The following is a 17715-nucleotide window of genomic DNA, read 5'->3' on the forward strand; positions in this document are numbered from 1 at the left end:
GCCGCGAAATTCAGGTCTGGCAACACCGTACTTTATAAGGCGTTTGGAAATTTGAACATTAATGGGCCATGGGGTCATTACTTCGTCAACTGGGGGCGTCGCTAATGTCGGTTCGGGTACAGGCATGGGGAATTATCGCCGGCGTGCTGGCGGATACGGATCCTGCGGGAGCCGCCGTCCGGCAACGGTTGAGCAACAGCCTCGATGAGAATCCCGGCGTGCCCGAACGGGCTTTGCTGGAGTATCTCCTAGAGACCCGGCGCAGCGACGCCAACACGGTGGAAACACTGGAAACGGCCCGGGAAATGCGCCTCACGCCGCCCACGCTGCCGCCGCACTTCGCTGAGCAGCTGGACGCCATCCGCAGCATCTCGAGGATCAGTGCGCTGCTCGAGAACCAGATGCTGATGACCGCCTTCCAGCCCATCTACGGCTTGGAAGGAAAGACCGTGGTGGGCGCGGAAGCCCTCTCCCGCTTCGTCAGCGACGACGGCGCCGCCGCGGAGCTGTGGTTCGCCGAGGCCGCGGCCGTGGGCCTTGGCGCAAACCTTGAATTCTCGGCTCTGGGTTCCGCGGCGGCTGCGGCGCGCGACCTGCCGGAAAACCTTTATGTGTCCCTCAATATTTCGCCCACGTCCTGCATGGACCCGCGCCTGCCGGAATTGTTCGACCACATTGAACTCCCCATCCACCGCGTCGTGCTCGAAATGACCGAGGACATTCCCGAAGAGGAATATCTGCAGTTCATTTCCGCGATCAATCCGCTCCGGGAGCAAGGCCTCCGGATCGCCGTCGACGACACCCATACCGGCGCCGGCGCGCTCAGCCGCATGATCCACCTGCGGCCCGACTTCCTCAAGGTGGGCCGTAACGTGATCGGCGACGTCGACAAGGACGGCCTCCAGCGGGCCTTGGCTGCCTGCCTGGTGGATTTCACCGACCAGATCGGCACCACCCTGGTGGCCGAGGGCATCGAAACGGTGGGCGAACTCAAGGTCCTCACCGAACTGGGAATCAGCGCAGGCCAGGGATACCTGCTGGGGCGGCCGTCGGTGCGGCCCCAGGACTGGGCCAACTGGAACACGCGCCTGGACGTGGACGGGCTGGAGCGACATTTGGCAGGGCCGGCAGAGTCGCACGGCCGCCACGGCAAAAAGCCTTCCTGACCGGGGTCAGCGCGGCGGCATGACGTTCGCCGCCGCGCTGGCCATTCAGGCGTTATTCGGAATGGCCCTGGTCCCGGCTCATCTGGTCCTCGGCCGGCGGCGTCTCTCCCGGCGGCACTCCCCCGCCCGGTTCAAGCCCGGTGATGTTGCCCTCCGCCGGGTCCGGGTTCGGCGAGCCTGCCGACTCGCGGCTGCGCTGCTCGCCCAGGTGGGGCTGGGCGGCGCCAACCTCTTCCTTCCCCGGCCGGTCAGGGTTCGCGGGGTCATTTTCCGGATGGTAAGTGCTCATGCTGCTCTTCCTTCCTCTCCGGCTGCGGTCCGATTCCCCAGCACTGGACTAATTGTAAGCATGCTGATAATTCTGGAGGAGTAGGGCCGGTATGCCGCTGGGGCGCCGGCAGCGATGTCGGAAGGAGCAGTCACATGGGAATTGGCGACAGCATCGGCAAGGCAGCAGAAAACGCCATGGAGGACCTGGCCGGGACATCCAAACCAACGGAAAAAATGGATGTGCCCGACCCCGCGGACCCCAATGACGACGTGGAAGTCCACTCGTCCCTGAGCGAAGGCTCAAATGCAATGGAGGCGGAGAAGCAGAAGGCGCCGGGCCTCAAGACAGGGGCTGCCCCGGGGCCAGTGTCGGAGAACCCATTCGGCGGGGATGTCGACGAGGCCGACAACGCGGAAGGCGGCGGGCAGACCGGCCGGGCACCGGACGACGTGCGCCTGGCAGGCGATGCCACAGCGCCCACGGGCGGGGCAGGGGCAGGGGCAACCCAGGGCAACGCCGGGGTGTCCGGGGTGTCCGGGGGGCTTCCGGAGAGCAACCCCGACGAGCTTCGCGCAGACCCCACTGAGGGCGACCAGGATCCGTCCACCAGCACGGGACGCGGCTAGGAACCCGGCGCGGGCGGGTGGCCCCCTGGCCACTCGCCGCGCTCCATCAGCACGCCACGGAGCAGGTCCGCCCGGTCCGTGACGATGCCGTCCACGCCCAACTGGAGGAGCCGGTGCATTTCGTCGGCGTCGTTAATGGTCCAGACGTGCACGGCCAGGTCCAGGGCGTGGGCCCGGCGGATGAAGCCGGCGCTGACAACAGGGACCCGTCCGTAGCGGACGGGGACCTGCAGCGCGTGCACGTCCCGGAGCACCCGGCGCATGAGCCGGTGGAACAACGGGCGTGGAAGCACCGGCCCCAGCAGAGTGAAGAGGGCGTTGGAGGCCACGCCGGCGGACGAGGCGACGGGCCGGCTGAGCAGCTTCAGCACCGCCCGCCGTCGGCGGTCCGAAAAACTGGTGACCAGCACCCGTTGGTGCGCCTGGTGCCGCTCGATGGCGGCTGCCGTGCTGTGGACGGAATTCCAATCCTTGACGTCCAGGTTCAACCTGGCGTGGGGCAGTTGGGTCACCAGCTCATCGAAGGTGGGGATGGGCTCGCGGCCGTTGATCCGCGCCTTCGCGACATCCGCGGCCGGCAGCTCCGCGACACGCCCCCGGCCGTCGGTCACCCGGTCCAGGGTTTCATCATGGAAGAGCAGCAGGACGCCGTCTGCCGTGGTGTGCACGTCCGTTTCGAGGTACCGGAAGCCGAGTTCGACGCCGGAACGGAACGCGGCCATGGAGTTTTCCAGCCCCTCGGCCGAGAATCCCCTGTGGGCCATGGCGATGGGAAGCTGCCGCCCGGCGTCGTCCTTGTGCTCGAAAAAGGGCAGGGTCACACTGCGAGCGTACCCCGGACCTGCCGATCAGTCCCGGCAGGCAGTCTCCCCGCACGGAACAATGTCCACCCCATCCCCGCAGTGCAGCAGGGTCCGGCCGCGGCCGCCGTCCAGGTGCACCCAGACGGCCGTGTGGTCTGCCGTGATGGTGTCCACCACGCCGCCGGCTTCAAACCCCGGCGAGAACAGGACCCGGACGCGGTCGCCCTGGCGCAGCTGCTTCCAGTGTGGCGCGGGCGTTGCTTTGCGCAGCGGCCCATCAGCCACGTGCTGCTTGACGTTTCTTGCCATGTTGCCCCCTGTGAGCCGGCGTGCGAAATGCCTGCCTTCCACGCTTCACGCTACGGCTGGAAGGTAAACGCCAGGTGAGCGGAAGCTGTGAATATAGGGGTAGCGGGAATCAGGAGAACTGGACGCCCAGGGAGGCGAGCCTTGCCTCCAGAACTTGGGCCACGCCGTCGTCGTCAAAATGCGGCGCCTGCTGCCCCGCCGCCCGGATGGCCTCCGGATGGCCGCTGGCCATGGCATAGCCGTGGCCGGCCCACCGCAGCATCTCAATGTCGTTGGGCATGTCGCCGAAGGCCACCACGTCCGCGGCGTCAATGCCCAGGGCCGAGGCGTACTCAGCCAGGGTGACGGCCTTGTTGACCCCGGGCAGGGAGAGCTCCAGCATGGGGACACCCGGCGAGGAGTGCGTGGTGGCGGCCAGATGTTCGACGGCGGGCGCCACCTCCGCCAGGAAATCATCGGGCGTGCCGTCGCGGACGATGGCAAGGAATTTGACCACCGAATCGTCATTGGTGAGGGTGTCGTGCAGCGGCGCCGGGGTGAATTCGGCCAACAGTTCGCTGGATTCGTTTTCGATGAAGCCGGGTTCCAGGTGGAATCCGGTGAGCGTTTCCGCGGCGAACAGGGCTGCCGGGCGGAGCTTCTTGATGATGCGGCGGGCCTCCAGGACGGTGTCGATGGCCAGCGTGCGGGCGGAGACCAGCCGGTCCGCCTCGAGGTCCCAGACCACGGCGCCGTTGGAGCAGATCACGCGCCCCGTGTGGCCCAGCTGCTCCTCGAGGGGGTGCAGCCAGCGCGGCGGGCGCCCCGTAACGAAGACAAGCTCGACGCCGGCATTGCGGCAGGCGTGGAAGGCGCGGATAGTGCGGGGGCTGATTTTTCCGTCGTGCCCAAGGATCGTTCCGTCAATATCGCTTGCTACCAGCCGCATCCTGCCAGTCTACGTGGGCTGGCGGCAGCGGCGTACTCCCCTGCGAAGCACCCCAATCCCTGGGCGGGTGCCGGTTGTCAGCGACCGGGGCTACACTGAAACTATCGAACATATATTCGAATAAGGGTGTGTTGTGGGCGTTATTATCGGTCCCCGCGTGATAGATGCGGGCGCCTCGTTGTTCTCGGTGCTGATCTCCCCCGTGGCGGTGGCGGCAGGGTTTCCGTCGCCGGCGCAGGACTACTTCGACGGCCGAATCGACCTGAACGCGCACCTCATCAAGGACATCACCAGCACCTTCGTGGTCCGGGTCACCGGGGACTCCATGGAGGGCGCGGGCATCAGCGACGGCGATGAACTGATCGTCAACCGGGCACTGGAACCCAAGGACGGGTGCGTGGTGATCGCGGTGCTGGACGGGGAACTGACGGTGAAGCGCCTCCGCGTCACCCGCACGGGCGTGGTGCTGCAGGCGGAGAACCCGAAGTACCCGGACATCCACGTTCCCGCACTGTCCGAGCTGACCATCTGGGGTGTCGCCACCAGGTGCCTGCACCATGTCTGAGGCACGTCATGCCTAAGCCCGCGCTCATGAGGCGGATGCCGCAGATTGCCCATGTCGACGTCAACTGCCTCTACGCCTCCGCGGAGCGCGCGTTCGATCCCTCCCTGGAGGGCCGCCCGCTGGTGGTGCTGTCCAACAATGACGGCTGCGCGGTGACCCGCTCCCCCGAGGCCAAGGCGCTGGGCATCGCCACCGGGGAACCCTGGTTCAAGCTGGCTCCGCGGGCCAAAGAGTGGGGCCTGGTGGCGAAGTCCAGCAACTATGAGCTCTACGGGGACATCAGCTCGCGGGTGATGGAACTGCTGGGCCGGTACTCGGCCTGGCTTGAGGTGTACAGCATCGACGAAGCGTTCCTGGGCGTGAAGGGCGGACCGGAGGAACTGCTGGCCCTGGGCCGCAGGATGAAGGAGGCAGTGCGGCGGCATGTGGGGGTACCGGTGTGCGTCGGCATTGCACCCACCAAAACCCTCGCGAAGCTGTGCAACAAGTGGGCCAAGAACAACGCCGCCTTCGGAGGGGTCTGCCTTTGGGAGTCGGTCCCCGCTGATGTGCGCGAGGCACTCATGGCCCGGTTGCCGGTGGACGAGGTCTGGGGCATCGCCGGCAGGCTGATGAAGCGGCTCAACGTTATAGGGATCTTCACCGTGCTGGACCTGGTCCGGGCGGATCCGGTGGCCATCAGGGACAAGTTCTCGGTGGTGCTCATGCGGACAGTCCTCGAACTGCGCGGCACCCCCTGCATCCCCATGGAGGAGGAGCGCATCGGCCGCGACCAGCTGATCTTCTCCCGGTCCTTCGCCACACCGGTGACCACCGCGGCCGGCCTGCGGGAGGTACTTAGCATCTATGGGCAGCAGGCGAGCGCAAGGCTTTCCAAGCACGGACTGCAGGCGAAAGTCCTGACGGCGTTCGCTGCCACGTCACCCTTCAGGGATCACGAACAGCACCATCCTTCGGTCTGTGTCTCATTGCCCATGCCCACGGCGGATCCGCTCCTGCTCACCAAGGCGGCCCATGCGCTGCTGCCCAGCATCAGGGACGGCCTGAAATACGCCAAGGCCGGCTTGATGCTCACAGACCTGCGGCCCACCGGAAACCAGCCCCCGCTGGAGATCTTCGAGAACCGGCACGAGGAACGCGGCATCGGGCCGCTGCTTGAGGACGTGAGCCGCCGGTTTGGGCGCGGGTCCATTGGTTTAGGGCATGCGGGCATCAGGTCGGGCCTGGACTGGACCATGAAACGGGAGATGCGTTCGCCCCGCTACACCACGCACTGGGACGAACTGCCGCGGGTCAAGGCCGCCTGAGTCTTGGCGTCCTGCCGCAGGCACCATAGCCGGCGGCGGGACGCCCCTTCGCATCTATACCCGCGACCTGCCCTGGATGAAGTGGAAGATGAGGACAACCACGGCAACAACCAAAAGTATGTGGATAAGCCCACCACCGATGTTCGTCAGAAGGCCGAGAAGCCAGAGAACGGCGATGACAATAGCGATCCAAAGCAACATGATGTCTCCTTGTTAGATTTCCAAAGTCCCCATGACCTGCACGTACCCACCACGGCAATATCCGAATCAATGCAGCCACCTGCTGCCGGTCCCACGGCCCGCGCCGGGTGCGAAGGATGCCTGGATAAAGACGCTTCACGGCGATTCTTGACGCCCCGCTACGCCGCGTTGAGCCTTCGAGTCGCCCCGTGAACCACTGCGACACGAATGATTGTGGGGCCGCTGGGCGCTCCGTAATCTCGTCTCAGCATCCGCCTCAGCAAAGGATTTCCCCATGGCAAACTCGCAGGACATCAGTCCGCAAAACCAGCAGGCCTCAACCCGCATCGTCGCCGGACAGTCAGCCAAACCCAAACGGCCGCTCGGCCTGAAGATCGGCGTCGCGGCTGCGGCCCTCGCCCTCCTCGGCGGGGGTGCCGCCGTCGCCTCCGCCGTCAACAACAGCACTCCAGCACCGGCAGCCGATGGAGCCCCGGCTGGGAACCCCGCCGCCGAACTGAAGCTCGGCTACTTCGGCAACGTCACCCACGCGCCGGCCCTGGTGGGGGTCAGCAAGGGTTTGATCGCCGATGAACTGGGCAGTACCAAGCTCAGCACCCAGGTGTTCAACGCCGGCCCCGCAGCCATCGAAGCACTGAACGCAGGCGCCATCGATGCCACTTACATCGGCCCCAACCCGGCCATAAACTCCTTCGTCAAGAGCCAGGGCGCATCAGTGAAGATCATCGCCGGCGCCGCGGCCGGCGGCGCGCAGCTGGTGGTGAAGCCGGAGATAAACTCCCCCGCCGACCTCAGGGGCAAGACACTCGCATCGCCGCAGCTCGGCGGTACGCAGGACGTCGCGCTCCGGGCCTGGCTTACCTCACAGGGCTACAAGACCAACGTGGACGGCAGCGGCGACGTCGCCATCAATCCCACCGAAAACGCCCAGACCCTGAAGCTGTTCCAGGACGGAAAGCTCGACGGCGCGTGGTTGCCTGAGCCGTGGGCGTCGCGCCTGGTGCTGACAGCTGGAGCGAAGGTTCTGGTGGATGAAAAGGACCTGTGGGACGGCTCGTTGTCCGGTAAGCCGGGAGAGTTTCCCACCACCATCCTGATCGTGAACCAGAAGTTCGCCTCCGACCACCCTGACACTGTCAAAGCCCTGCTGAAGGGCCACGTGAAGTCGGTTGAGTGGCTGAACGCCGCGCCCGCCGAGGAGAAGGCCACGGCCATCAACGCCGCGCTCAAGGAAGCGGCCGGCGCCGAACTGAAGGCCGACGTCATTGACCGGTCCCTCAAGAACATTGTCTTCACGGTGGACCCCCTGGCCGGGACCTACCAGAAGCTCCTGGCCGACGGCGTGACTGCCGGCACCACAAAGCAGGCGGACATCAACGGGATCTTTGACCTGCGGGCGCTCAACAGCGTCTCGGGTGAGAAAACTTCCGCGGCGGGACTGGGCAAGGAGTAGTAACACCCCATCGATTGCTCCGTAAATGTCCTTTTGAACCCTCAGAACGGCATTTACGGAGCAATCGATTCCTGCGGAAATCCTGCGCTTTTGCAGTGCCAAGGCCGGGCAGCCCACCGCTACGCTAATGGGGTTGCCCGGCGGCGGGTGGCAGGGCTTAGGGGGATGCCGGTGACCGGCTTTGGGAAGAGCAGCAATACGCGGCCAGAAAATTCCGGTGAATTCGCACCGCCTGCTGTTCGGCGTTCCCCCAGCGGGCGGATCCCCCAATGGGCTATCGATGAGGCTTTCGGCAAGGCCACGACGCCTGCACCGTGGCGGGCTGAGCCCATAGCGATGCAACGGAAGAAGACACGCCGGTGGTACAGGAAGCCGCGTCGGGCCGGGCGGTCGATACGGTTCAGAACGACGCTCGGGATCGCCGTCGTTGTGTGCCTGTACTTTACGCCGACGCTCTTCGACCGCGTGGTTCTTCCCCTTGCGGCTCCCTATCTCCCTGGAGCGAAAGTCCCGCCACCGGGGTCTGAGGCGGCTTCCTCGCCCCTGGGCACCCCGCCGGCAAGCACAGGCTCCACTGCCTATGTACTGCAGGAGTCACCCAAAGCAGGCCAGCCCCTGGTCGCTTACGATCCGTGCCGACCGGTCCATTACGTTGTCCGGCCGGACAACGCCCCGGCGGGGGGAGACAACCTGATCCGGGAAGCAGTAGCAGCAGCTTCCCAGGCATCCGGCCTGCAGTTTGTGTATGACGGAACCACTGCAGAGGCTCCCAGCGATGATCGACAGGCATTCCAGCCTGACCGCTATGGGAAGCGGTGGGCGCCCGTGCTGATCGCCTGGTCGACACCTGAGGAGAGTCCCGCCCTTGCGGGAGACGTTGCCGGACTCGGCGGAAGCGGCTACGCACAGGCCGCCGGGCAGCCGCTGCTGCCGCTGGTCCTCGCCGCGGGCCAGGTCCGCCTTGACGCCCCCGATCTTGCCGATATCCTTGCCAGCCGTCCGGACGGTGCGGCCCAGGCTCGCGCGATCATCATGCACGAACTCGGACACGTCCTGGGCCTCGACCATGTCAATGATCCGACGCAACTCATGTTTGCCGAAAACATGGGCGTTAAGGACTTCGCGGCAGGTGACCGGGCCGGGCTTGCCGTGCTGGGAACCGGCCCCTGTGTGCCACAGCTCTAGCGCCCGGAATAAGCAGCCGTATGGCATCAGCGGCACTGCATCCGCCTTTCGAGCACCAAGCGGAACTCGATAAGGACCCGGCTCGCCGACCGCCATCGATTGCTCCGTAAATGTCCTTTTGAACCCTCAGAACGACATTTACGGAGCAATCGATTCTTGCTTAAGAGTTCATATCAACCGCGTTCAGCTCCGCCCGCGTGGGCGGATTCGCGCCGGGGCGGGAAACCGTGACGGCAGCGGCCTTGGCGGCATGTGCCAGGAGTTCGGCCAGCCCCTCGGCTGGCAGCTCCCGCAGCTCCTGCCGGTTCTGCGCGCCGTCCAGCTCCCGGTCCACCAGGCCGGACAGCAGCGCCGCCATGAAGGAATCGCCGGCCCCCACAGTGTCCGCCACGTCCACCTTTGGCGCGGGCACCTTGGCCTCGCCGGACCGGCACACGCCCCAGGGTCCGTCCGCGCCCCGGGTGACAACCACCATGGCAGGGCCTTCCTCTCCCCCCAGCTCCAGCCATTTGCGGGCCGAATCCAGCACGTCCTGACCGGGGTACAGCCAGGCCAGGTCCTCATCGGAGGCCTTGACCACGTCGGCGAGCGCCACGAACTTTTCAGCCTGCCGTCGGGCGAAGTCCACGTCGGTGATGATGCTGGGCCGGCAGTTGGGATCGAAGCTGATGGTGGCGGAAGGGTGGGCATATTCGACGGCGGCCAGCACCTCGGTGGCGCCCGGCACCAGCATCGTCGCGATGGAGCCGGTGTGCAGCAGCGTGGTGCCCTGCAGCATGAAGCCGAGCCGGTCCGCGACGCCCGGCAGCTCCCAGGTGAGGTCGAACGTATAGGTGGCGGCGCCGTCGTCGTCAATCAACGCGGTGGCCACGCTGGTAGGCAACTCGTCCGGGGGCAGCGGCAGCATCACCGAACTGGCGCGCAGGTGGGCCGCCACCGAATCGCCGTAGGCGTCCCGACCGTAGCGGCCGATGAACTGCACCGGATGGTCCAGCCGGGCCAGGCCCACCGCAACGTTGAGCGGGCTGCCGCCCACGTGGGCCTCGATTCCCGAGGCACGCTGGACAACGTCAACAAGGCCTTCGCCGATAACTGTGAGCATGGTCATACTCTGCCAGAAACAGGGCCGGGTCAGCAGTTCGTGTCAGCGGAGAAGCCGGCCCACCAGCTCCCGGCACGTCAGATACGCCTCCGCCGTGACGTCGATCAGGGCGAAGTGGTCCCCTGGCACCATGACCAGCTGTGCCGGGACGGCTCCGGCCTGGCTGGCGTCCACATAGCTGGTGGACATGCTGAGGGGGACGTCGCCGTCCTTTATGCCATGTACGGCATATACAGGAATATCCAGCGGCAGCGCGGCCATGGGGTCGGCCATGCGATGGCGCCCGGGAAATTCCGACGACGGCCCGGCCAGCAGGTTTGCCACTGCACCATCGCTGAGGCTAAGCCGCTCGGCCTCGCCCAGGTTGAGGACGCCCGACTGACTCACCACCCCGGTGAGGCGGACGCCGTCGTTACTGTTGTTCACCTGGCCGCCTTCCGCCGGGAGCAGCCCCTCCAATTTGTGTCTGCCCGCGGCCCACACGGCCAGGTGCCCGCCGGCGGAATGGCCCAGCCCCACCACCTTGCCCAGGTCCAGCGCGTGCTGTTCCGCCAGGTCAGCCAGCTTGTCGATGCCGGCCAGGACGTCCTCGAAGGTGGCCGGCCAGCCCCCGCCGTTGCCGGCGCGCCGGTACTCGAGGTTCCAGGCGGCCATGCCGTGCTCCGCCAGGTCCTGCGCCAGCGGCTCACCCAGTTCGGCCCCGTACGTGGAGCGCCAGTACCCGCCGTGGATCACCACCACCACGCCCTGGTGCTTGGCTCCGGCCGGAAGGTCAGGGAGGAAAAGCTCACCCCACTGGCTGGGGTCCTGGCCGTAGTCATAGCGGTGCCGTGCTGTCACACTGGCCCACTTTAGCTGCCCGAATCACCTCAGGTGCCGGATGCTTCCGGGGCTCGACCCGCCAAAAGTGGGCCAGAAGCGCACGCTGCCTGACGGCGTCGTCCTCCGCCGTTTAGCCCGGGGCGTTTCTGGGCACGGTTCCTGGCATGAATGAACCTGTTGTGACCACCCAGGGGTCAACGGTGGAAGAGTGGACGCGCGCCCTGGCAGAATCCACGGGCTCCCCGGGCGGAGGGGCCGGGACGGGACTGATGCTCGCCGTCGCCGCCTCGCTCACGTCCATGGTGGCCGGCTACAGCGGGGATGACGGCGGGGAGCCGGCAGGGATCCGGACGCGGGCACGGGCACTGCGTGAGGAAGCCCTGCGCCTTGCGGATGACGACGCATCCGCTTCCAAGGCGTTCGGGGCCGCCTTCCGGCTGGAGCCGGGACAGGAGCGGGACGAAGCGATCCGCCGCGCCTCCGTGGACGCCGCCGCCTCCTCTGCCGTGCTCGGCGAGCGGGCCATTGCCGCCATTGACGACCTCGCCTGGCTGGCAACCAACGGCAACGGGTCGCTGGTTGCCGATGTCGTCGTCGCCTTTGGTGCCCTTCGGGCCGCTGTCGCGGGAGCGCGCACCAACGTCAGCTTTGACCTCGGGTCCCTGCGGTCCGCCGGTACCACCCTGGACCAGGTCCGGGAACAGCATCCGGAGCTGTGGGCCGCCGTCGAGAAACTCAACGGCGCCATGGACCGGATCGACGAACTGACCGCCGCGATCGACCACCGCGCCGCCCCCACCGACGCCACCTGACCTGCCCAAACGCGTTTCAAAGCTTCATCTTGGTTGCACCGGTCAGCCGTTGGACTCTGCCCCTGACCTGTGCTTATGGTGGGCAGCATTGTTTGCCGGTGAGCCTGGGGGAGGCGTACGACGTGAAGTCAAGACTCGATGCCTGGGCGTTTCTCCGCCCGCTGCTGCTTGCCCTGGCGGCGGCTGCATCGTGGATCGCATTGTCCGCCGCGGGCGCATCTGCCGACTCTTCCGCTTCCAGCGACTTACTCGCCGGCCCGTCTACCGTAATCGCGGTCCCTGCCACCGTGGCCCATCCGGCCAGGGACGTCCTGGAACCGATAGAAGCAGGGCTGGGCCGCAACCTGGCATCAGCTCCCGCTTCCTCCACCCCAACCCCCGTCATAGCGCCACCCCTCCGCCCGGCAGTGGAGGAGCTTTCGGGCCTGGTTGATCAGGTTGTGGAGACCGTTCCGGTGGCCGACCAGATGGTGCCGGACGGCACGGTGACGGCCGCGGTGAATCCCGTGGTCGGCACCGTGGACGGCTTCGTCGACGGGGCCGTGGGGACTCTTGTTCCCCCGGCCGGTGCAGCCCTTGAACCCCTTGACCCCGTCCTTGAACCGGCAATCAGCGCCGTGCCGCTGCCAGTGGCGGCGCCGGAAGGTGCACCCGACGGCACTCCACCCGCGGTTACCGAGGTGCCTCAGGCGAGTGGGGACGCGGCGCCCCGCCCGGCCGAAACGGCAGCGGAGCCTGAGGGCACTGTGCCCGTTTCCGCCCGTGTGAGCAGCTTCGACACCTTGCAGCGTAACGGCGCGGCCTGCGATGCCCAGATTATGCCGGCATCCGCACCCGCGGTGTTGCCCGAGGCAGGATCTGGCAACGCACCACTCGATGCACCGCAAGAACCTGCCATTCCCGCCGTCACCACGGGAGGAAGCAGCCCGTCCGGCGGCCACGGCTCAACTATGCCGGCATGGCTCGGCACCAATCATTTTCGGATCCCTCCGGCCAACTGGGCTGCCGTCCAGCCCAAGTTGTTAACTGTCCCCGCACCGGTGTCTTTCGCCCCCGGTTCATCTCCTGACTAGTTGAGGCCCTTCCGCATCCACAGGCGGAAGCGAGCCCATTCCGGTCTCTGCAGCAGGCCCAGTCCAACTTTTCAGGAGAACTTCATGAAGCACCGTACTATCCGTGGCTGCCTGCTCGGCGCCGTGATCGCACTCAGTCTTTTGGCCTCTGGTGGCGTCGCCGCCCACGCCGTGGACACCACCTCCGGGACCCAAGGACTGCCGTCCGGTATCCAAGCGGCAACCACCATCAACACCTCCACCGGCCTCGGGTCCACTCCCCCGGCTGTAAACGCGCCCTCCGCGGCAACTCCTGTGTTTGCCCGTCCGGACACGGAAATCCCTGCGGCCCAGCCCTCGGCCGTCACCGCGGGCGCCGACGGCGGCCTCCTGGTGGTGGGCGTGCTGCTCCTTGCCTTCGGAGGACTGCTGGCGCTGATCCTCGGCAGGAAGCGCAGCTGATCCTGTACCGCATGAGACATGGACTGGACAGCAGGGGCTCCGGGTAGCGTAGGGACACACCACGATCGAAAGGGCTCCGCATGGCACGCGTCTTCATCACCGGATCCACCGACGGGCTGGGCCGGGCAGCGGCGGCGTCGCTCTTGCGGGACGGCCACGAGGTGATCGTGCACGCCCGTTCCTCCCGGCGGGTCCCCGCGGTCCAGCACCTCCTGGACCGCGGCGCCCAGCTGGTGACCGGTGATCTCAGCATTGAAGGGGAAGTCCGGCAGCTCGCTGCTGAGGCCAGCGGGATCGACGGCATTGATGCGGTCATCCACAACGCGGGCGTGCTGGACGGCCCGGGGCTGCTGCCGGTGAATGTGGTGGCGCCATACCTGCTGACCGCCCTCATCCCCGGACCGCGCCGGCTCATCTACCTCAGCAGCGGCATGCACCGCGGTGGCGATACCGGCCTGGAGGGCCTGGACTGGGCAGGAGGGACGACGACGGCCTCCTACTCCACCACCAAGCTGCAGGTCACGGCGCTGTCGGCAGCGGTGGCCCGGCTGGTGCCGAGCGTCGCCAGCAACGCCGTGGACCCCGGCTGGGTGCCCACGCGGATGGGCGGCCGCTCGGCACCGGACAGCCTCGAATTGGGGCACCGGACCCAGGAATGGCTGGCCACCAGCGACGATCCGGCCGCGTTGGCCAGCGGCGGCTACTGGTACCACCAGAGCCGGAAAGCCCCGCATCCGGCCGTGATGGACATCCAGTTCCAGGACGCCCTCCTGGCCCGGCTCGCCGCGCACACCGGCGTGACCCTCGAGGCGCTGTAGGGCCATCCATTGCTCCGTACTTGTCGTTTTCGGGCGTGAAAACGACAAGTACAGAGCAATCGATGGGGCTTTATTGAGTCGGGTGCCGGTTATTGGGGGTCAGGAGGTCCGCAGGCGGCGTTCGACGTCGGCCGTGTCCGGGTAGGCGGCCTGCGTGCCTTTGCGGGTGGTGGCCAGGGCCGCGGCAACTGAGGCGAACGCTGCGGCATCGGTGAGCGCATCGCCCACAGCCAGCCGCACCGCAACCGCCCCCGTGAACGCATCCCCGGCGCCGGTGGTGTCCACCGCGTGCACCTGGGTGGGCCGGACAAGAGTCACCCGGGAGCCGGGAGATGCCAGCGAGTCCAGCACCACGGACCCCTGCGACCCCAGGGTCACCAGCACCTGCTGGATACCGCGGGCAGCGAAACGCTCACGCACCGCGTCCCACTCGCCGGCCGCCGCACCGGTCTCCGGCACCGCGACTCCAAGGAACTGCGCGGCCTCGTGGGCGTTGACCAGCAGGACGTCGGCCAGCGCGGCCAGGGCTGACGGGATCTCCGCGTACGGCGAGAGATTCAGCAAAACTGTGGCGCCGGCGTCGTGCCCTGCCTGGGCGGCGGCCAGCACGGTGTCCATGCCCACCTCAAGGCAGAGGCTCACCACGGCGGCCCCGTCCAGTACGTCCGCGGCCTCCGCAACGTCGTCCGGGGACAGGGTGCCGTTGGCCCCGGCGGAGATGATGATGTTGTTCTCACCGCGGGCGTCCACCGCGATGACGGCCACCCCGGTGGGCTCACCGGAGGTCCGCACATGCCCAACATCCACCCCGGCGCCGGCCACCGAGGCCTCCAGCATGGCACCGTTGGCGTCCTTTCCCACGGCGCCCACCAGGCTGACGCGCCCGCCCAGCCGGCCGGCGGCCACGGCCTGGTTGGCGCTCTTGCCGCCTGGGTTCACGGCGAACCCGTTGCCCTGGACGGTTTCGCCGGGCTGCGGGAGCCGTTCGCAGTAGATGGTGAGGTCGGCGTTGAGGGATCCGACGACGACGATCCGGCCGGTGTTCCCCGCCGCGGCACTCACCGGGCCACCTCAGCCGGGGCCGCCTCAGCCGGGGCCACCTCGGCCTCGACCGGCTTGGGGATCAGCAGGGACGCGGCGAACGCGGCCACGGTCAGCGCCAGGCCGACCACCACGACGGTCAGGTAGGAGGCCTTCGCGTCGCCAAGTGCCGCCGTCGCCACCAGCACGGCGGGCAGGATCAGGAAGCTGAGGCCCGCGCCCAGGTTGAACGCGCCGGCGTTCATGCCGGGCAGGAAGCCGGGGTTGCCGGCGGGCGAGAGGACAACGCCGAGTCCGTTGAGCATGATGTTGACCGTACCGGCGTACATGATGCCCAGCAAGACCGTGCCGGCAATCATCAACGGCAGGCTGTTCAGGCCCAGGAAGGCAATCAGAGCCAGTGCCGCGATGCTGCCCAGGAGGCCGATCCGCAGCACCTTGGTGTAGCCGAGCACCGGCGCCAGCTTGCCGGAGAGCGGGCCCACCAGCCAGCCCAGCAGCGCGTACGGGGTGAGGATGATCAGCGACATCTCGGTGGGACCCACGCCGAACCCGGGGCTGGCGGCCTGGACGTAGGCGGGGACGATCCCGTTGATGACGGCGAAGATGCCGGTCATGGTCAGCGTGGTGGTCAGCAGCGGAGCCCAGGTGGAGCGCTGGCGCAGGTGCACGGTTTCCACCATGGGCTGCGCGGCCCGTTGTTCGGTCCGCCAGAAAGCAAAGAACGCGACGGCGGCAACCAGGACCAGCGCCAGACTCAGGACCAGCACGGCTGGGTTAAATCCGCCCACCAGCTTGGCCGCTTCGTTGAGCGCGGTCAGCAGGGCGCCGACGGCCACCACGATGAAGAACACGCCCAGCCAGTCCATCCGGGTGCCGGCGGCAGGCTTGCTTTCGGAGGCGAGGAACATGATGAGGGCGGTGGCGGCAACGGCCAGGACCACCATGAGCCAGAAGATGCTGCGGAAGCCGAAGTGCTCCGCGAAGTAGCCGCCCACGAAGGAGTCGACGCCGGCCACGCCGCCGTTGACAGCGGTGATCAGGCCCATCAGCGTCCCGTACTTACGCGGGTTGCTGACGGCCGAGCGGAGCATGATCAGGCAGAGCGGCACGGTGGGTCCGCTGACGCCCTGGATGATGCGGCCCACGAACAGCCAGGTGACGTCCGGGGCGAGGGCTGCGATCACGGACCCCACGGCCATGAGCAGCATCATGCCCACCAGGACCTTCTTGCGGCCGATGATGTCGCTGAGGCGGGGCAGGAAGAGGGAGAAGAGGGCGGCGGCGGTGAAGAACCAGGTCTGGGAGAGGCCGATGACGGCCTGGTCGGTCTTGAGTTCCTGGCCCATGGTCACCAGTGCGGGGCTGAGCATGGAGGCGTTGAGCTGGAACGCCACGCAGGCTGCCAGCAGGGCGGTCATGAGGGCGGCGATGTTGCCGCGGCCGGTCTTGGCTTCGGCCAACGTTGCGGCGGTCATCTACTTGACCCCTCCGGCGGTGAGGTGGGCACTTTCGGGGCGTACGACGTCGGCCGCGTTGCCTGGGGTGGGGGCCGCGCCCTGGTGCGGGCCGCCGTCGTCCGCGTTGGTTTTGCTGGTTGGCTCGCCGATGCGTTCCAGCGCGTCGGTGACCAGGCCCCAGAAGCGGGCATGGTCCAGGTCCACGGCCACGCTCGTGTGGCAGTCGGCAGGGGCGGGGGCGCGGAAGTCCGCCACCGTCATGCCCAGGGTGAGGGTGCCCTGCAGTTCGATGTTGACGGGCACTTTCCGGGTGCTGACGATGCTGGGATCGATCACGTACGCCACGGCACAGGGATCGTGGACGGGTGGGTAGTCGAAGCCCTGCGCGTCCTTGTAGGCGTGGGCGAAGAAGTCCATCAGTTCGGTGACGAACTTGGCGGGTGTGGTGCCAATGGCGGTGATCTTTTCCACGACGTCCGGGGTGGCGAGCGCCTGGTGCGTGAGGTCCAGGCCCACCATGACCACTGGCCACTTTTCATTGAAGACGATGTGAGCGGCCTCGGGGTCGATGATGATGTTGAACTCGGCCACGGCGCTCCAGTTGCCCACGTGGTAGCCGCCGCCCATGAGGACCACTTCCTTGACCCGTTCCACGATCCGGGGTTCCTTGCGGGCGGCCAGTGCGATGTTGGTCAGGCCGGCGGTGGGCACCAGGGTGACGGTGCCGGGTTCGTGGGCCATGACGGTGTCGATGATGAGGTCGACGGCGTGGCGTGGGTCCAGTTCGATGGTGGACTCAGGGAGGGCGGGTCCGTCCATGCCGGACTTGCCGTGGATGTCCGGTGCGGTTTCGATGCTGCGGACCAGGGGCCGGGGGCATCCGGCGGCGAAGGGGACGCCGGTGATGCCGGCGATGGTGCCGACGGCCAGGGCGTTGCGGGTGACTTTTTCGAGTGTCTGGTTGCCCACCACGGTGGTGACGGCCAGCAGTTCGATGTCCGGGTTGCCGTGCGCCAGCAGCAGGGCCACGGCGTCATCGTGGCCGGGGTCGCAGTCCAGGATGATCTTCCTGGGCCCTGTCTGGTTCGCTTGGGGATTTGGTTCCACGATGGTTCTCCACGTCATTGGGGCCTGCCGGGGCAGGAATTCATTATTCCGGGAGTGATCATGGCAGGCTTTTGTGGCCTGCGTCAAACGCTTGACGTTGCCTTTCCGTTTGCGCACGTCAAACGCTTGATGTCCTGCGGCTGCTGGTCCCTTCGCCGCTGCGACTAGGATCGAAGTATGGATTCCGGGGAACAGGTGCAGCAGCGGGCGCGGCCCCGGCGGGTG

Annotated in this window: 20 protein-coding genes; 10 read left to right on the top strand and 10 right to left on the bottom strand. The window is 67.1% G+C overall.

The features are described 5' to 3' along the window. Positions 1–104: 104 nt before the first annotated feature. Complete coding sequence (locus QFZ60_RS19735; protein ID WP_307092679.1) at positions 105–1166, top strand: EAL domain-containing protein; 1062 nt, start codon at positions 105–107, stop codon at positions 1164–1166. Positions 1167–1218: 52 nt separating this feature from the next. Here QFZ60_RS19735 and QFZ60_RS19740 read toward each other — a convergent pair whose 3' ends face one another. Then, complete coding sequence (locus QFZ60_RS19740; RefSeq protein WP_307092681.1) at positions 1219–1455, bottom strand: DUF6480 family protein; 237 nt, start codon at positions 1453–1455, stop codon at positions 1219–1221. 134 nt (positions 1456–1589) lie between these two features. On the opposite strand from QFZ60_RS19740, the gene QFZ60_RS19745 reads away from it, so the two are divergent. Further along, positions 1590–2063, top strand: a complete 474-nt coding sequence (locus QFZ60_RS19745; protein ID WP_307092683.1) for a hypothetical protein — start codon at positions 1590–1592, stop codon at positions 2061–2063. Here the strand turns inward: QFZ60_RS19745 and QFZ60_RS19750 are convergent. The 3 genes from QFZ60_RS19750 to QFZ60_RS19760 form a co-directional block, all read right to left on the bottom strand. Beyond that, a complete protein-coding gene (locus tag QFZ60_RS19750) occupies positions 2060–2884 on the bottom strand; it encodes a glycerophosphodiester phosphodiesterase (protein WP_307092685.1) in 825 nt (274 codons plus the stop codon). The two genes, QFZ60_RS19745 and QFZ60_RS19750, sit on opposite strands and share 4 nt — an antisense overlap. A gap of 27 nt (positions 2885–2911) precedes the next feature. Continuing rightward, entirely contained in the window at positions 2912–3175 is a 264-nt protein-coding gene (locus tag QFZ60_RS19755) for a hypothetical protein (RefSeq protein WP_142118981.1), read from the bottom strand. Positions 3176–3284: 109 nt separating this feature from the next. Further along, a complete protein-coding gene (locus QFZ60_RS19760; RefSeq protein WP_307092688.1) occupies positions 3285–4103 on the bottom strand; it encodes an HAD family hydrolase in 819 nt (272 codons plus the stop codon). A 133-nt stretch (positions 4104–4236) separates the two neighbouring features. Between QFZ60_RS19760 and QFZ60_RS19765 the strand changes: the two genes are divergently transcribed. After that, positions 4237–4668, top strand: coding sequence for a LexA family transcriptional regulator (locus QFZ60_RS19765; RefSeq protein ID WP_307092689.1), 432 nt, complete (start codon positions 4237–4239; stop codon positions 4666–4668). 8 nt (positions 4669–4676) lie between these two features. Beyond that, a complete protein-coding gene (locus QFZ60_RS19770; protein WP_307092690.1) occupies positions 4677–5975 on the top strand; it encodes a Y-family DNA polymerase in 1299 nt (432 codons plus the stop codon). Between the two features lie 54 nt (positions 5976–6029). Here the strand turns inward: QFZ60_RS19770 and QFZ60_RS19775 are convergent, their stop codons facing one another. Further along, positions 6030–6176 (bottom strand): lmo0937 family membrane protein, encoded by a 147-nt coding sequence (locus QFZ60_RS19775; protein WP_142118975.1) that lies wholly within the window; start codon positions 6174–6176, stop codon positions 6030–6032. Positions 6177–6450: 274 nt separating this feature from the next. Here QFZ60_RS19775 and QFZ60_RS19780 point away from each other — a divergent pair, with 274 nt between their 5' ends. Both QFZ60_RS19780 and QFZ60_RS19785 read left to right on the top strand, forming a co-directional pair. Then, the gene (locus QFZ60_RS19780) at positions 6451–7629 is read left to right on the top strand and encodes an ABC transporter substrate-binding protein (RefSeq protein ID WP_307092693.1); all 1179 of its coding nucleotides are present in this window, start codon (positions 6451–6453) and stop codon (positions 7627–7629) included. Positions 7630–8094: 465 nt separating this feature from the next. Then, positions 8095–8814, top strand: coding sequence for a matrixin family metalloprotease (locus tag QFZ60_RS19785; protein WP_307092695.1), 720 nt, complete (start codon positions 8095–8097; stop codon positions 8812–8814). 160 nt (positions 8815–8974) lie between these two features. On the opposite strand, the gene QFZ60_RS19790 is transcribed toward QFZ60_RS19785, so the two are convergent. Both QFZ60_RS19790 and QFZ60_RS19795 read right to left on the bottom strand, forming a co-directional pair. Continuing rightward, positions 8975–9949 (bottom strand): carbohydrate kinase, encoded by a 975-nt coding sequence (locus QFZ60_RS19790; RefSeq protein WP_307093402.1) that lies wholly within the window; start codon positions 9947–9949, stop codon positions 8975–8977. 9 nt (positions 9950–9958) lie between these two features. After that, a complete protein-coding gene (locus QFZ60_RS19795; protein WP_307092697.1) occupies positions 9959–10756 on the bottom strand; it encodes an alpha/beta hydrolase in 798 nt (265 codons plus the stop codon). Positions 10757–10902: 146 nt separating this feature from the next. On the opposite strand from QFZ60_RS19795, the gene QFZ60_RS19800 reads away from it, so the two are divergent. The 4 genes from QFZ60_RS19800 (at position 10903) to QFZ60_RS19815 (ending at position 13882) form a co-directional block, all read left to right on the top strand. Continuing rightward, entirely contained in the window at positions 10903–11550 is a 648-nt protein-coding gene (locus QFZ60_RS19800; protein WP_307092698.1) for a cyclodeaminase/cyclohydrolase family protein, read from the top strand. A gap of 122 nt (positions 11551–11672) precedes the next feature. Next, positions 11673–12623 (top strand): hypothetical protein, encoded by a 951-nt coding sequence (locus QFZ60_RS19805; protein ID WP_307092700.1) that lies wholly within the window; start codon positions 11673–11675, stop codon positions 12621–12623. Positions 12624–12707: 84 nt separating this feature from the next. Then, positions 12708–13064, top strand: coding sequence for a hypothetical protein (locus QFZ60_RS19810; RefSeq protein WP_307092701.1), 357 nt, complete (start codon positions 12708–12710; stop codon positions 13062–13064). Positions 13065–13144: 80 nt separating this feature from the next. Beyond that, positions 13145–13882, top strand: coding sequence for an SDR family NAD(P)-dependent oxidoreductase (locus QFZ60_RS19815; protein ID WP_307092702.1), 738 nt, complete (start codon positions 13145–13147; stop codon positions 13880–13882). Positions 13883–13981: 99 nt separating this feature from the next. On the opposite strand, the gene QFZ60_RS19820 is transcribed toward QFZ60_RS19815, so the two are convergent. From QFZ60_RS19820 to QFZ60_RS19830, 3 genes are read right to left on the bottom strand one after another with little or no spacing between them, the layout of a single operon-like run. Beyond that, entirely contained in the window at positions 13982–14944 is a 963-nt protein-coding gene (locus QFZ60_RS19820) for a ribokinase (protein ID WP_307092703.1), read from the bottom strand. Further along, on the bottom strand, positions 14941–16401 hold the full coding sequence (locus QFZ60_RS19825; RefSeq protein ID WP_307092704.1) for an MFS transporter: 1461 nt from the start codon (positions 16399–16401) through the stop codon (positions 14941–14943). The genes QFZ60_RS19820 and QFZ60_RS19825 overlap by 4 nt, the downstream gene beginning before the upstream one ends. Continuing rightward, on the bottom strand, positions 16402–17508 hold the full coding sequence (locus tag QFZ60_RS19830; protein WP_307092705.1) for a nucleoside hydrolase: 1107 nt from the start codon (positions 17506–17508) through the stop codon (positions 16402–16404). Between the last annotated feature and the right edge of the window lie 207 nt (positions 17509–17715).

It is taken from the genome of Arthrobacter sp. B2I5, assembly GCF_030816735.1.
Lineage (GTDB): Bacteria > Actinomycetota > Actinomycetes > Actinomycetales > Micrococcaceae > Arthrobacter.

What these genes read in the sequence shown, in the direction of transcription:
- QFZ60_RS19735 (WP_307092679.1), top strand. Translation starts at nt 105, where the DNA reads ATGTCGGTTCGGGTACAGGCATGGGGAATTATCGCCGGCGTGCTGGCG.
- QFZ60_RS19740 (WP_307092681.1), bottom strand. Translation starts at nt 1,455, where the DNA reads ATGAGCACTTACCATCCGGAAAATGACCCCGCGAACCCTGACCGGCCG.
- QFZ60_RS19745 (WP_307092683.1), top strand. Translation starts at nt 1,590, where the DNA reads ATGGGAATTGGCGACAGCATCGGCAAGGCAGCAGAAAACGCCATGGAG.
- QFZ60_RS19755 (WP_142118981.1), bottom strand. Translation starts at nt 3,175, where the DNA reads ATGGCAAGAAACGTCAAGCAGCACGTGGCTGATGGGCCGCTGCGCAAA.
- QFZ60_RS19760 (WP_307092688.1), bottom strand. Translation starts at nt 4,103, where the DNA reads ATGCGGCTGGTAGCAAGCGATATTGACGGAACGATCCTTGGGCACGAC.
- QFZ60_RS19770 (WP_307092690.1), top strand. Translation starts at nt 4,677, where the DNA reads ATGCCTAAGCCCGCGCTCATGAGGCGGATGCCGCAGATTGCCCATGTC.
- QFZ60_RS19775 (WP_142118975.1), bottom strand. Translation starts at nt 6,176, where the DNA reads ATGTTGCTTTGGATCGCTATTGTCATCGCCGTTCTCTGGCTTCTCGGC.
- QFZ60_RS19780 (WP_307092693.1), top strand. Translation starts at nt 6,451, where the DNA reads ATGGCAAACTCGCAGGACATCAGTCCGCAAAACCAGCAGGCCTCAACC.
- QFZ60_RS19800 (WP_307092698.1), top strand. Translation starts at nt 10,903, where the DNA reads ATGAATGAACCTGTTGTGACCACCCAGGGGTCAACGGTGGAAGAGTGG.
- QFZ60_RS19810 (WP_307092701.1), top strand. Translation starts at nt 12,708, where the DNA reads ATGAAGCACCGTACTATCCGTGGCTGCCTGCTCGGCGCCGTGATCGCA.
- QFZ60_RS19815 (WP_307092702.1), top strand. Translation starts at nt 13,145, where the DNA reads ATGGCACGCGTCTTCATCACCGGATCCACCGACGGGCTGGGCCGGGCA.
- QFZ60_RS19825 (WP_307092704.1), bottom strand. Translation starts at nt 16,401, where the DNA reads ATGACCGCCGCAACGTTGGCCGAAGCCAAGACCGGCCGCGGCAACATC.
- QFZ60_RS19830 (WP_307092705.1), bottom strand. Translation starts at nt 17,508, where the DNA reads ATGACGTGGAGAACCATCGTGGAACCAAATCCCCAAGCGAACCAGACA.